Below are 15,735 nucleotides of genomic sequence, written 5' to 3'. Positions count from 1 at the left end.
GTTCTTCTTATTGTGCGTGTTTCTTAATAACTTGATTTAGGTTTCTGCCTTTAATTTGCATCAATTCAAGCGTGCTCGCATCGTATTCTACTTTGATGACATTTTCGTCATGAACCAACCTTAGCTCATAAATCCATTGGTCGTCATCTTCATCAAGTTCTACGCGAATTACGCGACCATTAAGCTGCTCTGCTACTGCTTTGTAGAGTGCAGAAAAAGGCTGAATTCGTCCTTCCTGAACGGCCTCATAGACATCGTCCTGATCTTCATCGATTTCGATACGAGTTCCCTTGTGGGGCACATCAATCACGACAGATTGAGGAGAGACATCTTGAAAAGCATACACATAACCTATCCCAGCAGCGAGAAAGGTTGCGGTAAAGACAGCGATAGGATGTCGAAACATAGACTTACCTTAAAAGCATTAACTTCCATCGAGTATAAACATGTCAAAATGAATGGAAAGTGAACTTGTTCTTAAGGTCTCTGAAATGCGAATTTCAGCAGGGGAATTGAGGAAAAGTGGGAAGCAGTAGCAAAAAAGTCACTACTGCTAGGTTATTATGAAGAAACAACGCGTTTGCGTTTATAAGCAATCACAGCCAGTACGATAAAAGCATTCAAGGCGAGCATTTCCTGCTCCTCAGGTATTTTTCCGTAAACATAGGCAAATGCTATTGCAATAGCAGCGATACTCGAGAGTTTTCTGAATAGCTGGAAGAATGTGCTCAAGGTATCCTCTAGGTTAGAAACCATCATCAATAAAAAAAGCCCGCAAGTTATGCGGGCAAAAAAGATACTTCAATCATAATCGCAGGACGCCTATGAAAAAGCGAACCTGCGGTAAGTTTGCATAGTATTTCGTTGCCGTTCAATCAAACCAGTTAAACAAGAAAGGCAATCAATTCAGAATGCTGAAACTGGTTAGAAGAAAGGCGCACATTCTACATACGCAATATGAATCCGTCCTTACGGATTAGCTCAATTGTTTATAAAATTAACTGTTTATTACAAAATTATGCTTGAGTGTAGCAATGGGTTTGCATCAATGGGTGTGGTTCAGCTGTGCGGTAACAACATCAATTGCCATGGATACAGATAAAGGTACAGAGGTTTGAAAAGGATGTAATGCGAACACCGGACTGGATTTCAATGTATAGCCTTCCATGACCGGAATTAAATCTGTGCGGCTTTTCATTATTACGTCTGGAACCAGACCAACTCCCATTCCACTTGCAATTAAAGAAGCTGTCTGATGTAGGTTATTTGTATGATGTGATGCGATGAATGCCAATTTGATTTTTTCACCATCAGAGTCACTGGTTAGTATGTGTGATATGTTCTTACCCTGCCAGTGATTCGCCACATAAGGGGCATTTTTTAGCGAAACGTTTTTGACCAATCCCTTGCAAAGCACGTCACGAATTTCCCCAATCTTTTTTTGTCGATAACTACTGTCCCGAGACTGCCCAACACGTATTGCCAAATCGATGTTGTGGGTCATTAAATCGAGTTGTTCATCGCTACCTATCAAGTTGAGCGATACTGCGGGATAGCCACTGAACGCGTTTGAGAGTGCAGGTATCACAATGCTATCCATTAAGGCATGAGGTGCGGTAATCGTTATTTTCCCACTCGGTTCGGTTTGCTGCTTATGTACTTCTTCCCAAGCTAGGTTGGCGATGGTATCCATCTGGCAACAGTGCTGATAGAAACTTTCTCCCGCCTGAGTGAGTGATTGTTTCCTAGTAGTTCGCTTCAATAAAATTGTTTTGAGTTCGGACTCAAGTTGTTTGAGGTGCTGGCTCAGAACAGATTTAGATAGATCAAGCCTTTCTGCAGCTTTGGTTATTGATCCGGATTCGACGATAGTCTTGAAAAGGGTCATTTGACGAAATCTATCCATAATTGTTCCATTTAATTAAACAGTGATTTATTAATAGTTTGTTTTTCTTTGTTAATCATATCGGTAAATTTCTTGTTATTCACTCATTCGAATAAATGGAATAGAAATATGTCTCAAAATGTACTTGAAGCGTGTAAAGCAGGTATAGCGGCCTGGCAGCAGGCGTTTAATGATGGCAATGCGAAAGGTTGTGCTGCTCAGTATGCAGAGGGAACAGAGATGGTTGCAAAACCATTTGGTACTTTCAAAGGAATCCAAGAGATAGAAGCGTTTTGGACGAACCTGATTCAACAAGGGTTCTCTAAGGTAGAGTATTCAGACGTAAGGTGGCAATCGGAGGGAGAGGATGGTTACATTCTGACTTCCAAATGGCAGATGAACAAGGCATATGGGCTGGTTCATCGCGAGCATTGGAAAATCCAAAGCGATGGCAACGCTCGCCTAGTTTACGATGAGTTTGAAGTACTCGGTGAGCGGTAAGTGCTCGTTTGAAAAGAGTTAACGATTATTGAGTCAGCTCGTCGGCAAAGATCTTATCTCGCATTTTCCAGAATCGCCCAGATTTACGAGCAATCACAAACTGAGGAAGGCGAAATCGATGCTGGTGGTTGACCACCTTTGTGGGAGAGCTTTCTTCGAACGGGCGATGCTTATCGGCAAGGTGCGGTCGGACAAAGGCTTTGTGGAACGTTTCTTTCTGCTTTTTCGTTGTTAATGACCAAAACTGATGAACTTGCGCATTGTTGTCGCCGAAATAGGTTACCTTTAGTTGTGACTTGCCTTTGTCATCCTTGTGCACAGATAACTGCATATCCGTGCATTCGAAGACTAAAGCATCTTTAAGGTTCAGCGCCTCTTTTAGCTTTTTATCTGGATCAACGAGTGTGGCGTCGCACTCATGGCAAATGCGTGCTGCAATGTCATTGTCTGCACCGCATTCAGGGCAGTATTTTGCGCGAAAACGGTAATCGCAATGTTCGCGAGTTCCGTCTTCTTCCTCAAAGTAGCCCTGACACTTTCTGCCGTAATGTTCAATAAGGAAACCTGCAGAGTCGAGTTTGCCCCAAAAGCTATTATTGAAGCCGCATGAAGGGCAGGGAATAGTGATAATCTCACTTTCTGAATCTGGTTTAGGGTTACCAATTTCTGGCTGATAGAGATCGTAACTGTTCCCTGCGTAATCCAATACCAGACACTCAGTCTTGCCCTCGGATAGGCGAAGCCCTCGACCGACAATTTGCTGATAAAGGCTGACGGATTCAGTTGGGCGCAAAATTGCAATTAAATCGACGTGAGGTGCATCAAAACCCGTCGTCAGAACTGATACATTAACCAGAAACTTGATGTCACGATTTTTAAATGCCTGAATGATGCTGTCGCGCTCTTTGGTTTCAGTATCGCCAATCACAATCGAAGACTGGTCTTCTGGGAGTAAGCTTAAAATCTCCTGAGCGTGCCGAACGGTAGCGGCAAATATCATCACTCCATGTCGCTGCTCGGCGTGATGAATGATTTGCTGAACAATTTGAGGAGTGGCTCGTTTGGATTGCTCAATCACCATGTCCATTTCGGACTCTTTGTAGCGCCCGGTGGATGCAGGTTTTAACTGCGAGAAGTCGTAGCTTAGAACCGGAGCATCAACCATTTTGGCTGGGGTGAGAAAGCCTTCATCTAACAAGTAACGAATAGGGAGTTCGAATATACAGTCACGGAAAAATCGGGGCTCCTCACTTCGGACTAAGCCGCGAGTGTGGTATTGGTAAATCCAGCCCATACCCAAGCGATATGGTGTTGCGGTAAGCCCAAGTACCTTGATCCCCGGATTGATGGACTGAACATGGCTGATCACTTTGCGGTAACTGCTGTTTGTGTTATCTGGTACGCGGTGGCATTCGTCAATCACAAGAAGAGAAAACTGATTGGCAAAAGCATCCAGATTACGAACGACGGACTGAACAGAAGCAAACACCACCTGTTGGTCAGTTTCTTTTCGCCCTAGACCCGCCGAGTAAACCGAGCCTTGCAAACCGTATCCTTCATATTTGGCGTGGTTTTGCTCTACCAGCTCTTTTACATGCGCAAGTACCAGTACTCGCCCCTTCGCAAGCCTGGCGAGTTCGGCGATAACCAAACTTTTACCAGCACCTGTGGGCAGCACGATAACGGCTGGGGAGCTGTTTTTGCGAAAGTAATGAACGACCGCTTTTACGGAATCTGCTTGATAGGGGCGAAGGGTGTACATGTAATAATGAAAATCGTCACTTATTTTTGTTTGCTGGGTATAATACCCGACTTAGTAAAATTGAGGTATCCATGCGTTTAGACAAATTTCTCTGTGATGCTCTGGGAGCAACACGTAAAGAAGCCACCAAAATCATCAAAAGCGGTGATGTAACCGTTAACGGTGTAATGCAAAAGAGTGGTGCATTTAAAGTGACCAAAGAGTGCGATGTAGAATGGCAGGATCGTCCCATTGCGATGCAAGGTCCACGCTACATTATGCTTTTTAAGCCTGATGGTTTTGTTTGCTCACATGAGGACGGTTTTAACCACACTGCCTTTGTTCTGCTAGACGAAGTAAAAATGGAAAACCTTCATTTCGCTGGTCGCCTGGATGTAGACACTACAGGATTGGTTTTGATAACCGACGATGGAAAGTGGTCTCATCGCATTACATCTCCTAAACACAAGTGTGAGAAAACCTACCGTGTCTGGCTTGCTGATCCAGTTAAACAGGAGTATGTTGAGCAGTTCAAACAGGGTATTGAACTGAGGAATGAAAAAGAACCCACACTTCCTGCTCACCTTGAGATTATTGACGACAATGAAGTGTTGTTAACCATTCATGAAGGTAAATACCATCAGGTGAAACGTATGTTTGCCGCACTGGGAAACAAAGTGGAAGCCTTACATCGTGAGCGCATCGGTGACATTTATCTGGATGAAGATCTGGAGCCCGGTGAATACCGCTATCTGACTCAAGAAGAAATAGATTCCGTTTGGTAGAAAAGCAGTCTTTATGCATCGCTGCCTCTGAGTACTGACGCGTGCAGCTTTGGGCTGATAAAACTGTTTTTAGCCTATTCTACTTTCTCTAATTAGGAGAGTTATGCCGTCTCAAACGACACCGCAACTCGGATTGTTGCTGTTTATTATTTTAGGCGCTATTGGTGCACTGACACCTCTAGCCATTGATATGTATTTGCCAGCAATGCCTACGATCGCAAAAGATCTAGGAGTGACTGCTGGCGAAGTACAAATGACTTTAACTGCCTATACCCTTGGCTTTGCCTCAGGTCAATTGTTACATGGTCCATTAGCCGACAGTTATGGTCGCAGACCAGTTTTATTAATTGGTGTGACTCTGTTTGGTCTTGCTGCCATTGTATCGGCTTCGACCAACGGAATTGATGCGCTAATGACAGTGCGGGTAGCTCAAGGTTTTGCAGGGGCGGGAGCCGCAGTTGTCATTCAGGCAGTGGTTCGTGACATGTTTGACCGTGAAGATTTTGCGCGCACCATGTCGTTTATCACCCTGGTTGTCACCTTGGCTCCTCTGGTTGCTCCAATGATTGGCGGGCACTTAGCCGTGTGGTTTGGTTGGCGCTCCATTTTCTGGACACTGGCTATATTTTCGGCGATTGTCATTGCGGCTGTACTTTGGAAAATCCCTGAGACTCTGGCACCTGAAAACAGGCAACCTTTGAACTTCAGAACGAGCCTGCGAAATTACGCCAAGCTATTTAAGAACCCGGTTGCGCTTGGGCTTAATTTTTCTAGCGCTTTTTCTTTTTCTGGCATGTTTGTTTTTTTAACAGCAGGCTCTTTCGTTTACATCGACCTTTATCATGTATCGCCTGATCAATTTGGTTACTTATTTGGTCTGAACATCATCTGTATGATAGCTATGACCGCACTAAATGGTCGGATTGTCAGGAAAATGGGCTCTCACTGGATGCTTAAGTTTGGGCTAGCCATTCAGCTTATAGCGGGTATTGGTTTGTTTGTCGGCTGGCTATTTGATTTGGGGCTTTGGGGCATCGTGCCTTTTGTCATGCTGTTTGTTGGCACCATTTCCACCATTGGTAGCAATAGCATGGCGTTATTACTCAGTGGTTACCCCACTATGGCTGGGACTGCTTCTTCATTGGCAGGTACGCTAAGGTTTGGTATTGCTTCCATTATGGGTGCTGCTGTTGCAATGATGCCATCCGACAGTGAAATCCCAATGATTATGATGATGTTCTTGTGTGCGGTATTATCCGCGCTGTTCTATTGGACGTTAGGAAGAAAAGCGTAATGTCTGCGTATCATATTGAAATTCAAAAACTGGTAAATGCTGCACTTGATGAAATGGGTCAGGAGCATGTAAATGGGCGATTAACCAATGCGCCTGTCAGCAACACTAACTTTTTATTGCGCTGGATAACCAAATCCATCAAAGGGCAAAGATTTCACCGCTTGGCGAGTGGTGATCTTATAAAGTGGCAAAAATCGGGAAGAAGCAAAGGGACTCAATTAGATCTGCCTACTTTGTTTCGTCAGATATCGACGCTTTACAGTGAACTCGCACCTGTTGACCAAGAGCCAAAAGCCATTCTAGATAGTGAAATCGAAGCATTCATCGATTTTATGGAAGAAAAAGGCTGGGCGGTGTGCACAGAATACGATGCACGCGAAAAGATTCAGGTGTTTACCGAAGGTGACAGTTCATTCCTGCTTTGTTCGTATCAATGTGATGACTGCTTTGATGGAGAAAACCTCGTCAAGCCTATGAGCTGGTATGTTCGTGGAAATCACGCCGAGTTTGTTAAGCTGGCGACAGAGAAAGGTTTTTTGGTCCACAAGGTGACGGATTACAAATCCAAAGTGAAATACCACGGTGAGTACCTGATTTTCCCAAATAACCACGGACCGCAGCTGGCGGAAATACCAATTGGTTATGCGGTGGATAGTTAAATCTATCAAAACTGGAAAGAGAGCCAAGCGGCTCTCTTTTAGTTTGAGTTCTTTTCAGCCAGTTTTGCAATGGCTTTCACCATCCCTTTGAATACAAAAAGATGGGCGGGCATCATGGCAAACCAGTAGAGTAATCCCAAGAAGCCTTTTGGATGCCACCAGGCTTTTACTTCAAGTTCTCTGTGCTCTCCATGATCTCTCAAAGTGAATTCCAATCGCCCAAGCCCGGGACCTTTCATTCCAAACAGTAGAGAAACAAATTCATTTTCCCGATGCTTAATAACTTTCCAGGAATCAATGAAATCGCCTTCCTTCAATGTGCCGTCACTTGGATGTTGTCTGACTGGCAGACCGCCGCCAAAAAGTACATCCAGCCACTCTCTTAATCGCCACAAACCTGTTGCGAAAAAATAGCCATGCTCAGCACTTCCAATTTGTTTTACATATGTCCATATTTCATTTGCCTGAGCATTTGATCGGATTTTAGCGCCTGTCTGCTTAGGGTAGTAACCAAAACCGGGCTGCCACCGCTTTAGGGCGGCGGGGTCAAAACCCCAGACATTACTTCGTAAGTATTTCCCTTCGCTGGCGATGGCATTTGCTACTGCATCTTCAAAAGAAATTAACGACTGAGGGATCTGGCTTCGTATCTCGTGATTGTCAGCAATAAAATCGTGGGTGAGCCCTGCCAATAACGCCCGACCAACGCTGGAAGGCACTGAAGTGACTAACCCTAGCCAATATCCGGCAATGGCAGGTGTGAGCAGAGCAGTAGAGTAGATCTGGCGCTTTTCCCCGGTAATTGCGCTGATGATTTCGAATTGCTGGCGGTAACTGACGATATCAGGACCGCCAGCTTCGTACATTTGATGCTGCGTAGGAGAGGTCTTTGCGAGTTCCAGTAAGTAGTGATTTAAGTTCTCCAGAGCGATAGGGTTTGCTTTGGAGTCTATCCACTTAGGGGCAATAATGACGGGTAAGTTGTAGATGAAATCACGCATTATTTCGAAAGCTGCGCTTCCGGCACCTATGATAACGCCAGCTCGCAATTCTGTTACGGGAACCTTCGAAAGCCTCAGCGTTTCTCCTGTTTCTCTTCTGGCTTTTAAATGTCTGGAATCTCCTGTTTGCGGTTGCAGCGAACTCAGGTAAATCACATGCTTTATATCGCTGTTATCCAAAGCTTCACGAAAATTAATCGCCAGAGACAGTTCATAGTCCAGGAAGTCGTAACCTTGAGCCATTCCGTGTACTAAGAAAAACGCTATATCGACATTTTTTACGGCGTTCAGCGTCGTTTGCTTATCCGATAGATCGAGAAATTCTATGGTCAGGTCGGGATGAGGTGCGACTCTCTGCCTCAGATAGTCGATCTGACGCGCGACCGCAATGACTTCATATTCTTGCTCTAAAAGCTGTGGAATAAGCTGTGATCCGACATACCCAGAAGCACCTAGCACTAACACACGAGTTTTTTCCATATAATCCATATACTTATTAATGTTATTCATATAGATTGACAGTTCGGATGAAATTATCGCCATTTATCCGCTCTCACCCCATATTTCTTACCGGATGCTCAGAGGGACGTATGACATCAACCGCACATCTTGCATTTCAGCATACTCGAGGAGACTTTGTTCGCAAACTGTTCGCGATTGCCTTACCGATCACATTGCAAAGCATGATGTTTTCTAGCCGGGGCATGGTGGATGTTTTGATGTTGGGACAACTCGGTGAAGCTGAAATTGCCGCAGTTGGAATCGCCTCTCGTGCCATGTTCGTCACTACCATCATGCTAGTGGGCATCACTACTGGTGGTGCCATGCTTATCGCCCAATATTGGGGAGCGGCTAATCATCAGGGTGTAAAAGAAAGTACTGCATTAACCTGGATGATTTCGATGCTGGTGGCAGCGTTAACGGTGTTTGGGTTTGTCTTCTTTCCATCCGAGATAATGGCAATTGCGACCGATTCCCCAGAGGTCGTTGATCTTGGAAAAGACTACATCATTCTTACCGCATTCAGCATGTTTGGTGTTGCCTGCGTTGCCAGTATGGCGGTGGGATTAAGATCGATTCAAAAGCCCGGGCTAAGTACATTCTTTAGCGGTATCGGAATTCTCTCGAATGTCTTTTTTAACTGGGTTTTGATTTTCGGTAACCTCGGCGCTCCGGCGCTCGGAATCAAAGGTGCTGCAATTGCAACGCTTATCAGTAGCTGTATTGAAGTCACCTGCCTGTTTGGTTACCTGTATTGGAAAAAACACCTTTTGTCGTTTGGTTTTAAAGAGATGGCAAAGGTTTGGAATATGGATACCGTTACCCGGTTTTTAAAACTGTCATTGCCAACGACCTTTAACTTTCTTGCATGGGCGGGAGGTTTATTTGCTTACCATGCAATATTAGGGCAAGCCGGAGTACAGGGGTTGGCGGCGTTGTCCGTTATGACACCAGTAGAATCTATGTCACTCTGCTTGTTGATTGGAGTATCAAATGCATCCGCAGTGCTCATTGGCAACCAATTGGGTGCCAAAGATTACGAGTCGGTTTACTACCGGGCGATTGGTTTGGTAGCCATCAATATTGTTCTCGGCATAATCACTGCGACGGTGCTTTTTGTCGCTCAAATGTATATCTTGGATGCATTTACCGCGTTAACCGAAGAAACTCGGGCGTTAAGCGAGAAATTCATCTTGATTTTATGCGTGGGCATTGTCTTGCGATCTTTCCCAATGATGGCCATTGTCGGTATCTTGCGGGCGGGTGGGGATGTGAACTTTTGCCTTTATCAGGATCTGATAGCTCAATGGGTCATAGGTATTCCGGTAACGGCATTTTGTGCGATCGTATTGGGCTGGAAACCCGAGTTCATATTCGCTTTGTTTTTGCTTGAAGAGCTCATCAAATGGTTCGGATCTTCATACCGTATAAAAAGCAAGAAGTGGATACGTAATTTGGTCGGAAATTGAACGAATATCGCTCTGATAATGTAACGAAGTGCATATAGTGTGATCCCTGCGTCAAAATGCTTCCTAGTCACAGGGTTTTAGTGTAGATTCTCTTACCTAATTTCTAACTAAGCCTGTTGAGTAAGTGAATGTTAAATCTTTCAGACCTATGTAAAGGGTACGTAGATGGTGGTGAATTTCATCCCGTACTGCAAGGGGCTGAATTAACGTTGGAGCAAGGTGAACAGCTAGCCCTAATGGGGGAAAGCGGCTCCGGAAAAAGCACTTTACTCAATCTCATTGCAGGTATCGATCAGGTCGACTCTGGCGAGATTTGGTTCGCCAAATTTGGTATGCACACTCAGCCAGAATATAAGCGCACAGCGTATCGTAGAAATAACATCGGACACATCTTTCAGCAGTTCAACTTACTTCCTACCCTGAATGTCGCAGACAATATCCGCTTTTGTCGTCAGCTCAAAGGTCTTCCTGAAGACAGAGGACTATGGCGTCAGATTTTGTCGGCTCTTGACCTAATGCCTTTATTGGGTCGCTACCCTGAAGAAGTATCCGGTGGACAGCAGCAACGTGCCGCCATTGCACGCGCTTTGTATATGGAGCCGAAACTGCTCCTCGCGGATGAACCAACGGGCAGTCTGGACGAACGTAATGCCGAAGCCGTGATGCGATTGCTTACCACCCTGACCAAACAGCTGGATTGCACCTTGCTGCTGGTAACCCACAGTGAAAAAGTGGCGCAGCATATGGAAGGCTGCATTCGTCTTCAGGGAGGACAACTGCATGTTATGGCCCGTAGTTAAAGCACTACTCGGTCATTACAAGCGTCACCCGCTTCAGATTATTTTAGTCTGGCTTGGTCTGACTCTCGGGGTTTCTCTTCTGGTTGGCGTTCTAGCCATTAACCACCATGCTAAACAGAGCTACAGCGCAGGCGAAAAACTGTTTTCAAACCCTTTACCTTATCGTATTCGACCTGTCCAAACCGCCAGCAAGATCCCTCAGGGTTTTTATGTTCAACTGCGGCGTGAAGGGTTTCACCAATGCATGCCGTTCGATGCTTATCGAATTTCCACCCAAACTGGTTTAGAACTGACTATTACCGGTTTGGACCCTGTCGCCATGCTGGAACTGCAGCAAGGCGCATCTCTTCGCGATATCAATACCCTTAAGCTGAAAGAGCCGCCATATCCGATCATGGTCAGCTCCGATCTGGCATCTCATCTGAATTGGAAAGATGGCGATTACATTCCTTTGGAAGACGGAAGTCTGCTGGGACCACTTTTGGTTGATGAGCAAAACTTGCTTTCTGGTACCCGAGTTGTCGCAGATATCGCTTTGATTCGAATGCTCAGTCGCCGTACAGGGTTTGATCTTATCGCGTGCGGAAAAATGCCACCAGAAAAAGTGGAGAAGCTCAAAGAGCTGCTTCCTAATGGTATGAAGTTCTCACAGAATACCCGAGCCGAACTGGATTCACTGACACTTGCGTTCCATACCAATTTAACTGCGTTGGGAATGCTTTCCTTCTTTGTAGGGTTGTTCATTTTCTATCAGGCAATGACGCTTTCTTTTGTTCAGCGTCAGCCCCTTGTCGGCGTATTGCGCCAAACCGGGGTTTCGATGTGGCAACTTACCTTGGCTTTGGTATACGAGCTGATTTTCTGGATCTTGATAGCGTGGCTTTGTGGGAACGTGTTTGGCTTGTTCCTGGCTAACCAACTAATGCCAACGGTTTCCGCAAGTTTAGAAGACCTTTACAACGCCAATGTGGGGCTAGATATTCAGTGGAGCTGGGAATGGAGCAAGAAGAGCCTTCTTGTCGCCATTATGGGGACTCTTCTGGCCTGTAGTTTCCCATTATTCCGCCTTCTTCGCACTCAACCTGCACGTCTGAGTGCCAAATTGTCGATTGTTCGCTTTGCAGGCAAAGAGTTTACGTTTCAGGCGATGCTTGCGTGCGTGTTTTTGATTGCAGCAGTTGCCGTTCATCAGGCTAACCAAACTCAGGAATCGGGCTTTGCCTTGATTGCATTGCTTCTGATCAGTGTTGGCTTATTCATGCCATGGGTGGTGTGGAAAATCTTTAATATTCTATCTTTCTCACTGACCTGGGTGAAAGCTCGCTGGTTCTTTGCTGATTGCGCTGCCAGTATGAGTTACCGAGGCGTTGCGGCAATGGCATTTATGCTGGCGCTCGCCACCAATATCGGTGTGGAAACCATGGTTGGGAGTTTTCGAGAAACAACCGACAAATGGTTAACCCAACGCTTGGCTGCCGACGTTTATGTGATGCCAACTAACAGCATTGCTAAGCGAATGAGTTCTTGGCTGGATGACCAAGATGAGGTCAAAGAGGTCTGGTGGCGCTGGGAGAAAGACATCAATAACATTGATGGGACACTTCAAGCCGTCAGTACCGGAAACTCTACAGGTGAGAAAGGCGCTTTGACGATCAAAGTAGCTATTCCAGATTACTGGTTCCATCTTCACCACTCCCAAGGTGTGATGGTCAGTGAATCGATGGCGATTAAACTGGGCATTCGCGCAGGTGATTACATTCAGCTTCCTGCACCTCTGGAAAGCAACTGGCAGGTAGTGGGCGTCTATTATGATTATGGGAACCCATACAATCAGGTAATGTTGTCGCATCGAAACTGGCTGACTCATTTTGTCAATCAGGGTGAAGTGGGGTTGGGCATCATCATGGAAGACGGGGCTGAAACCAGTATCTTACTCAGAAAGTTGAATCAAGAATTCAAGCTTTCTCCTGAACGAGTTTACGACAACAATAAGGTGCACGATCAGGCTCTGAAAGTGTTTGACCGTACCTTTGGTATCGCTGGGACACTGGGCAATATCACTTTAGTCATCGCTGTGTTTGGGCTGTTCTTCGCAACCCTTGCGGGTGAGATATCACGACAACGTCACTTTGCGCTTCTCCGATGCTTTGGGTTGTCGGCGAAAGAGCTGGTGCTTTTAGGTGGCTTACAGCTGCTTGTGTTGGGGGCTTTTTCTGCGCTAATCGCTATTCCTCTCGGGTTGGTTTTGGCAGATCTGATGATTGACGTTGTTCTGAAGCAATCTTTTGGCTGGACGATGCAGCTGGAGGTTATTCCTTGGGAATACGGGGCAACATTCGCTTGGTCGTTCAGTGCGCTGATGATTGCCGGAGCTTGGCCTGTATTTAATATGGTTCGCAAAACACCGATGAAATCTCTAAGGGACGCTCTGTAGAATGGCACGCCCCACCAAACTTAAAATATTTCCTATTCTGTTTTCTATCATTGCCCTGAGCGGTATTGGCTGGATCTTCTATGACTCATTTTACGGTGGCGTAACTGGGGAACATCACAACGAAGTGAATGCGGTACTGATAGGGAGCAAAGACGCAGTATTTGAACCAGTCTTGCCTGATGATCCTGTTGCTATTCCCGAGGATTTTAAAGAACACCCAGAGTTTCAACACGAATGGTGGCACTTTTTCGCCAACGTACAAGACGAGCAAGGTGAGCACTACGGGATACAGTGGAGCTTTTTCCGAATCGCCAATGATGAACGTGAAATGAGTGGTTGGCAAAGCCCTCAGATGTACCTGTCTCACGCTGTTATCACCTCGAATCAAACCAGTATTAAAGAACAGCGCGTTGCTCGTGGTGGTATAGGGCAGGCGGGTGTTCAGGAGCTGCCTTTTGGTATGTGGATAGACAATTGGCGTTGGAAAACCACAGGTAGCTCACCATTTCCGGGTAGCTTACATATCTCGACGGATGAGTTTGAACTGAATCTGGATAGCACAGCCATCGGTCCCTATGTGGTCAACGGCGAGCTGGGCTACCAGATCAAACACGATTTATTGCCCGTTGCATCTTATAGCATTGGTGCACCTTTTATCAGGACGAAAGGTGAACTAACTCTTGGGGGCAAGACCTATCGGGTACAAGGCGAAGCCTGGTTCAACAAAGAGTGGGGCAGTGGTCTGCTGGCGGAAGGTCAGCAAGGCTGGGATCAATTTGCGTTGCGTCTGGAAGACGGAAGAACGTTGATGGTTAACCAATATCGCCATATTCGTCAGCCGTCCTATACTTTTGGTACATTAGCAAACCGCAAAGGTGATGTTGTGGTGTTGCAAGGTGATGAATTAGAAATTATCCCAATAAGTAATTCTACCCTTCGCAACGGTCGTACTTTACCCCTTCAGTGGATTATTAATGTACCGGAGCACAATATCAATCTGACGACACGAGTGATGAAAGCAGAGCAGTGGCTACCCTTTGCGATTCCATACTGGGAAGGACCAATAGTGGCAACGGGAAGCCATGATGCCATTGGTCTGATGCAGTTAACCGGCTATTGAATGGATAGGATTTACAGTTCCTAACGATTCAAAATAAGCATTCACTCTCATAATTCGATTCAGAAAAAACCGTGTTCTTGTAGCGCGGTTTTTTTGTAGCTATAAATAGCGAATAAGTTGCAACGATTAGCCTTATAAACTGTGAAGAGGTTTACACTTAGGTAAGACGTAACAGGCAGCTTAAGAATAACAGTAAGGAATACTCTGGTTAAAACATGGTTATCTTCGGAAATACCGATGTTTTGACTCTGAACAAGCGATTTTTCTAAGACCAAGTCACATTATAAACTTTGGCGTATTGTTTGTTAGCATTCTATTAACAAAAGTAGATAAAAAAAGGGCGATATCATGAATGATGTCATAAAACACTTTTTTAAGATGGAATCAGCGGGTGGCATAATCTTGGTAATTGCAGCAGCAATTGCAATGTTTGTAGCAAACTCTCCACTTAATGAAATGTACCAAGCTGGTCTTCATACCTACATCTTGGGCATGTCCGTCTCTCACTGGATCAATGACGGCTTAATGGCTGTGTTCTTCCTTCTCATTGGTCTAGAAGTAAAACGCGAACTTCTCGAAGGTGCTTTAAAATCGAAAGAAACAGCCATCTTTCCAGCCATTGCCGCTGTCGGCGGTATGCTAGCACCAGCACTTGTTTACATTGCTTTCAATAGCGGTGACCCAACAGCAATGCAAGGTTGGGCAATTCCTGCGGCAACCGATATTGCGTTTGCACTGGGTATCATGGCGCTGCTTGGTAAACGTGTACCAGTTAGCCTGAAGGTTTTCCTGCTTGCGCTGGCTATCATCGACGACTTGGGTGTTGTTGTTATCATCGCTCTGTTCTACACAGGTGAGCTATCAACAACCGCGCTGCTGATAGGCTTTGTCGCCACCGCTGTACTGTTCTTTATGAACAGTAGGCACATCACCAAACTTCGTTGGTATCTGATTGTCGGATTTATCTTGTGGGTAGCGGTACTTAAATCTGGTGTTCACGCAACACTTGCAGGTGTGGTGATTGGCTTCGCTATCCCACTCAAAGGCAACGAAGGTGAGAGATCTCCACTGAAACATCTGGAGCATTCATTACACTCTTACGTAGCGTTCCTGATTCTGCCTATCTTTGCGTTTGCGAATGCGGGCATCTCGCTGGAAGGTGTTTCACTTTCAGGTCTGACGGACATGCTTCCGCTAGGTATTGCGCTAGGTCTGTTGGTTGGTAAACCTCTGGGGATCTTCAGCTTTAGCTGGGCAGCAGTAAAACTTGGTGTAGCAAGGCTACCAGAGGGAATCAACATGGTGCACATCTTTGCGGTGTCGGTTCTGTGTGGTATCGGCTTTACGATGTCGATATTCATCTCCGGGTTAGCGTTTGTCGATGTAAGTGCTGAGTTCGATACTTATTCAAGGCTGGGTATTTTGATGGGGTCGACAACCTCTGCGATTCTCGGATACCTGCTGCTTCATTTCTCACTGCCTAAAGAGCCAGTGGTTGTAGAAGAAGTACAACACTAAGCGTTAGAAAAAACAAAACCCCGCTAG

General features: G+C 45.6%; 14 protein-coding genes. 9 read left to right on the top strand and 5 right to left on the bottom strand.

Annotated elements, in window-relative coordinates; translation table 11 throughout:
- Positions 1-7: 7 nt before the first annotated feature.
- The 3 genes from RH89_RS12810 to RH89_RS12800 all read right to left on the bottom strand — a co-directional run bounded on the left by RH89_RS12810 (position 8) and on the right by RH89_RS12800 (position 1,906).
- Positions 8-406, bottom strand: a complete 399-nt coding sequence (locus tag RH89_RS12810) for a PepSY domain-containing protein (RefSeq protein ID WP_004402330.1) — start codon at positions 404-406, stop codon at positions 8-10.
- A gap of 155 nt (positions 407-561) precedes the next feature.
- Complete coding sequence (locus tag RH89_RS12805) at positions 562-759, bottom strand: hypothetical protein (RefSeq protein ID WP_004402329.1); 198 nt, start codon at positions 757-759, stop codon at positions 562-564.
- 286 nt (positions 760-1,045) lie between these two features.
- Positions 1,046-1,906, bottom strand: a complete 861-nt coding sequence (locus tag RH89_RS12800) for a LysR family transcriptional regulator (protein WP_038145784.1) — start codon at positions 1,904-1,906, stop codon at positions 1,046-1,048.
- 108 nt (positions 1,907-2,014) lie between these two features.
- Here RH89_RS12800 and RH89_RS12795 point away from each other — a divergent pair, with 108 nt between their 5' ends.
- Entirely contained in the window at positions 2,015-2,386 is a 372-nt protein-coding gene (locus RH89_RS12795) for a Cif family virulence factor (RefSeq protein ID WP_004402327.1), read from the top strand.
- Positions 2,387-2,411: 25 nt separating this feature from the next.
- Here the strand turns inward: RH89_RS12795 and radD are convergent, their stop codons facing one another.
- Positions 2,412-4,148 (bottom strand): DNA repair helicase RadD, encoded by a 1,737-nt coding sequence (gene radD / locus RH89_RS12790; RefSeq protein ID WP_004402326.1) that lies wholly within the window; start codon positions 4,146-4,148, stop codon positions 2,412-2,414.
- A gap of 71 nt (positions 4,149-4,219) precedes the next feature.
- On the opposite strand from radD, the gene rsuA reads away from it, so the two are divergent.
- From rsuA to RH89_RS12775, 3 genes are all read left to right on the top strand, one after another.
- Entirely contained in the window at positions 4,220-4,912 is a 693-nt protein-coding gene (gene rsuA / locus RH89_RS12785; RefSeq protein ID WP_004402325.1) for a 16S rRNA pseudouridine(516) synthase RsuA, read from the top strand.
- 103 nt (positions 4,913-5,015) lie between these two features.
- Positions 5,016-6,206 carry a Bcr/CflA family multidrug efflux MFS transporter gene (locus RH89_RS12780; RefSeq protein WP_004402324.1) on the top strand — a complete coding sequence of 397 codons (1,191 nt, stop codon included), beginning with the start codon at positions 5,016-5,018 and terminating at the stop codon, positions 6,204-6,206.
- Positions 6,206-6,865, top strand: a complete 660-nt coding sequence (locus RH89_RS12775; RefSeq protein WP_004402323.1) for a DUF2913 family protein — start codon at positions 6,206-6,208, stop codon at positions 6,863-6,865. Before RH89_RS12780 ends, RH89_RS12775 begins: the two co-directional genes overlap by 1 nt.
- Positions 6,866-6,903: 38 nt before the next feature.
- On the opposite strand, the gene RH89_RS12770 is transcribed toward RH89_RS12775, so the two are convergent.
- On the bottom strand, positions 6,904-8,355 hold the full coding sequence (locus RH89_RS12770) for a DUF2867 domain-containing protein (protein ID WP_050811529.1): 1,452 nt from the start codon (positions 8,353-8,355) through the stop codon (positions 6,904-6,906).
- A gap of 101 nt (positions 8,356-8,456) precedes the next feature.
- Here RH89_RS12770 and RH89_RS12765 point away from each other — a divergent pair, with 101 nt between their 5' ends.
- The 5 genes from RH89_RS12765 to nhaA all read left to right on the top strand — a co-directional run bounded on the left by RH89_RS12765 (position 8,457) and on the right by nhaA (position 15,708).
- Positions 8,457-9,836 carry an MATE family efflux transporter gene (locus RH89_RS12765; protein ID WP_004402321.1) on the top strand — a complete coding sequence of 460 codons (1,380 nt, stop codon included), beginning with the start codon at positions 8,457-8,459 and terminating at the stop codon, positions 9,834-9,836.
- A gap of 128 nt (positions 9,837-9,964) precedes the next feature.
- The gene (locus RH89_RS12760) at positions 9,965-10,636 is read left to right on the top strand and encodes an ABC transporter ATP-binding protein (RefSeq protein WP_004402320.1); all 672 of its coding nucleotides are present in this window, start codon (positions 9,965-9,967) and stop codon (positions 10,634-10,636) included.
- Entirely contained in the window at positions 10,617-13,070 is a 2,454-nt protein-coding gene (locus RH89_RS12755; RefSeq protein ID WP_004402319.1) for an ABC transporter permease, read from the top strand. The genes RH89_RS12760 and RH89_RS12755 overlap by 20 nt, the downstream gene beginning before the upstream one ends.
- Before the next feature lies 1 nt (position 13,071).
- Positions 13,072-14,190 (top strand): lipocalin-like domain-containing protein, encoded by a 1,119-nt coding sequence (locus tag RH89_RS12750; protein WP_004402318.1) that lies wholly within the window; start codon positions 13,072-13,074, stop codon positions 14,188-14,190.
- A gap of 348 nt (positions 14,191-14,538) precedes the next feature.
- Positions 14,539-15,708: a Na+/H+ antiporter NhaA gene (gene nhaA / locus RH89_RS12745; RefSeq protein ID WP_004402317.1), complete on the top strand. Its 1,170-nt coding sequence runs from the start codon at positions 14,539-14,541 to the stop codon at positions 15,706-15,708.
- Positions 15,709-15,735 lie beyond the last annotated feature (27 nt).

This window comes from Vibrio nigripulchritudo ATCC 27043 (genome assembly GCF_000222685.1).
In the GTDB taxonomy this organism is placed as follows: domain Bacteria; phylum Pseudomonadota; class Gammaproteobacteria; order Enterobacterales; family Vibrionaceae; genus Vibrio; species Vibrio nigripulchritudo.
Note: the sequence above shows the minus strand (reverse complement) of the source record. Positions and strands in the feature narration are given on the sequence as shown.

Coding starts and splice junctions, on each gene's coding strand:
- RH89_RS12770 (WP_050811529.1), bottom strand. CDS start 8,355: ATGGATTATATGGAAAAAACTCGTGTGTTAGTGCTAGGTGCTTCTGGG.
- nhaA (WP_004402317.1), top strand. CDS start 14,539: ATGAATGATGTCATAAAACACTTTTTTAAGATGGAATCAGCGGGTGGC.
- RH89_RS12775 (WP_004402323.1), top strand. CDS start 6,206: ATGTCTGCGTATCATATTGAAATTCAAAAACTGGTAAATGCTGCACTT.
- radD (WP_004402326.1), bottom strand. CDS start 4,148: ATGTACACCCTTCGCCCCTATCAAGCAGATTCCGTAAAAGCGGTCGTT.
- RH89_RS12755 (WP_004402319.1), top strand. CDS start 10,617: ATGTTATGGCCCGTAGTTAAAGCACTACTCGGTCATTACAAGCGTCAC.
- RH89_RS12780 (WP_004402324.1), top strand. CDS start 5,016: ATGCCGTCTCAAACGACACCGCAACTCGGATTGTTGCTGTTTATTATT.
- RH89_RS12795 (WP_004402327.1), top strand. CDS start 2,015: ATGTCTCAAAATGTACTTGAAGCGTGTAAAGCAGGTATAGCGGCCTGG.
- RH89_RS12800 (WP_038145784.1), bottom strand. CDS start 1,906: ATGGATAGATTTCGTCAAATGACCCTTTTCAAGACTATCGTCGAATCC.
- RH89_RS12750 (WP_004402318.1), top strand. CDS start 13,072: ATGGCACGCCCCACCAAACTTAAAATATTTCCTATTCTGTTTTCTATC.
- RH89_RS12765 (WP_004402321.1), top strand. CDS start 8,457: ATGACATCAACCGCACATCTTGCATTTCAGCATACTCGAGGAGACTTT.
- RH89_RS12760 (WP_004402320.1), top strand. CDS start 9,965: ATGTTAAATCTTTCAGACCTATGTAAAGGGTACGTAGATGGTGGTGAA.
- rsuA (WP_004402325.1), top strand. CDS start 4,220: ATGCGTTTAGACAAATTTCTCTGTGATGCTCTGGGAGCAACACGTAAA.
- RH89_RS12810 (WP_004402330.1), bottom strand. CDS start 406: ATGTTTCGACATCCTATCGCTGTCTTTACCGCAACCTTTCTCGCTGCT.
- RH89_RS12805 (WP_004402329.1), bottom strand. CDS start 759: ATGATGGTTTCTAACCTAGAGGATACCTTGAGCACATTCTTCCAGCTA.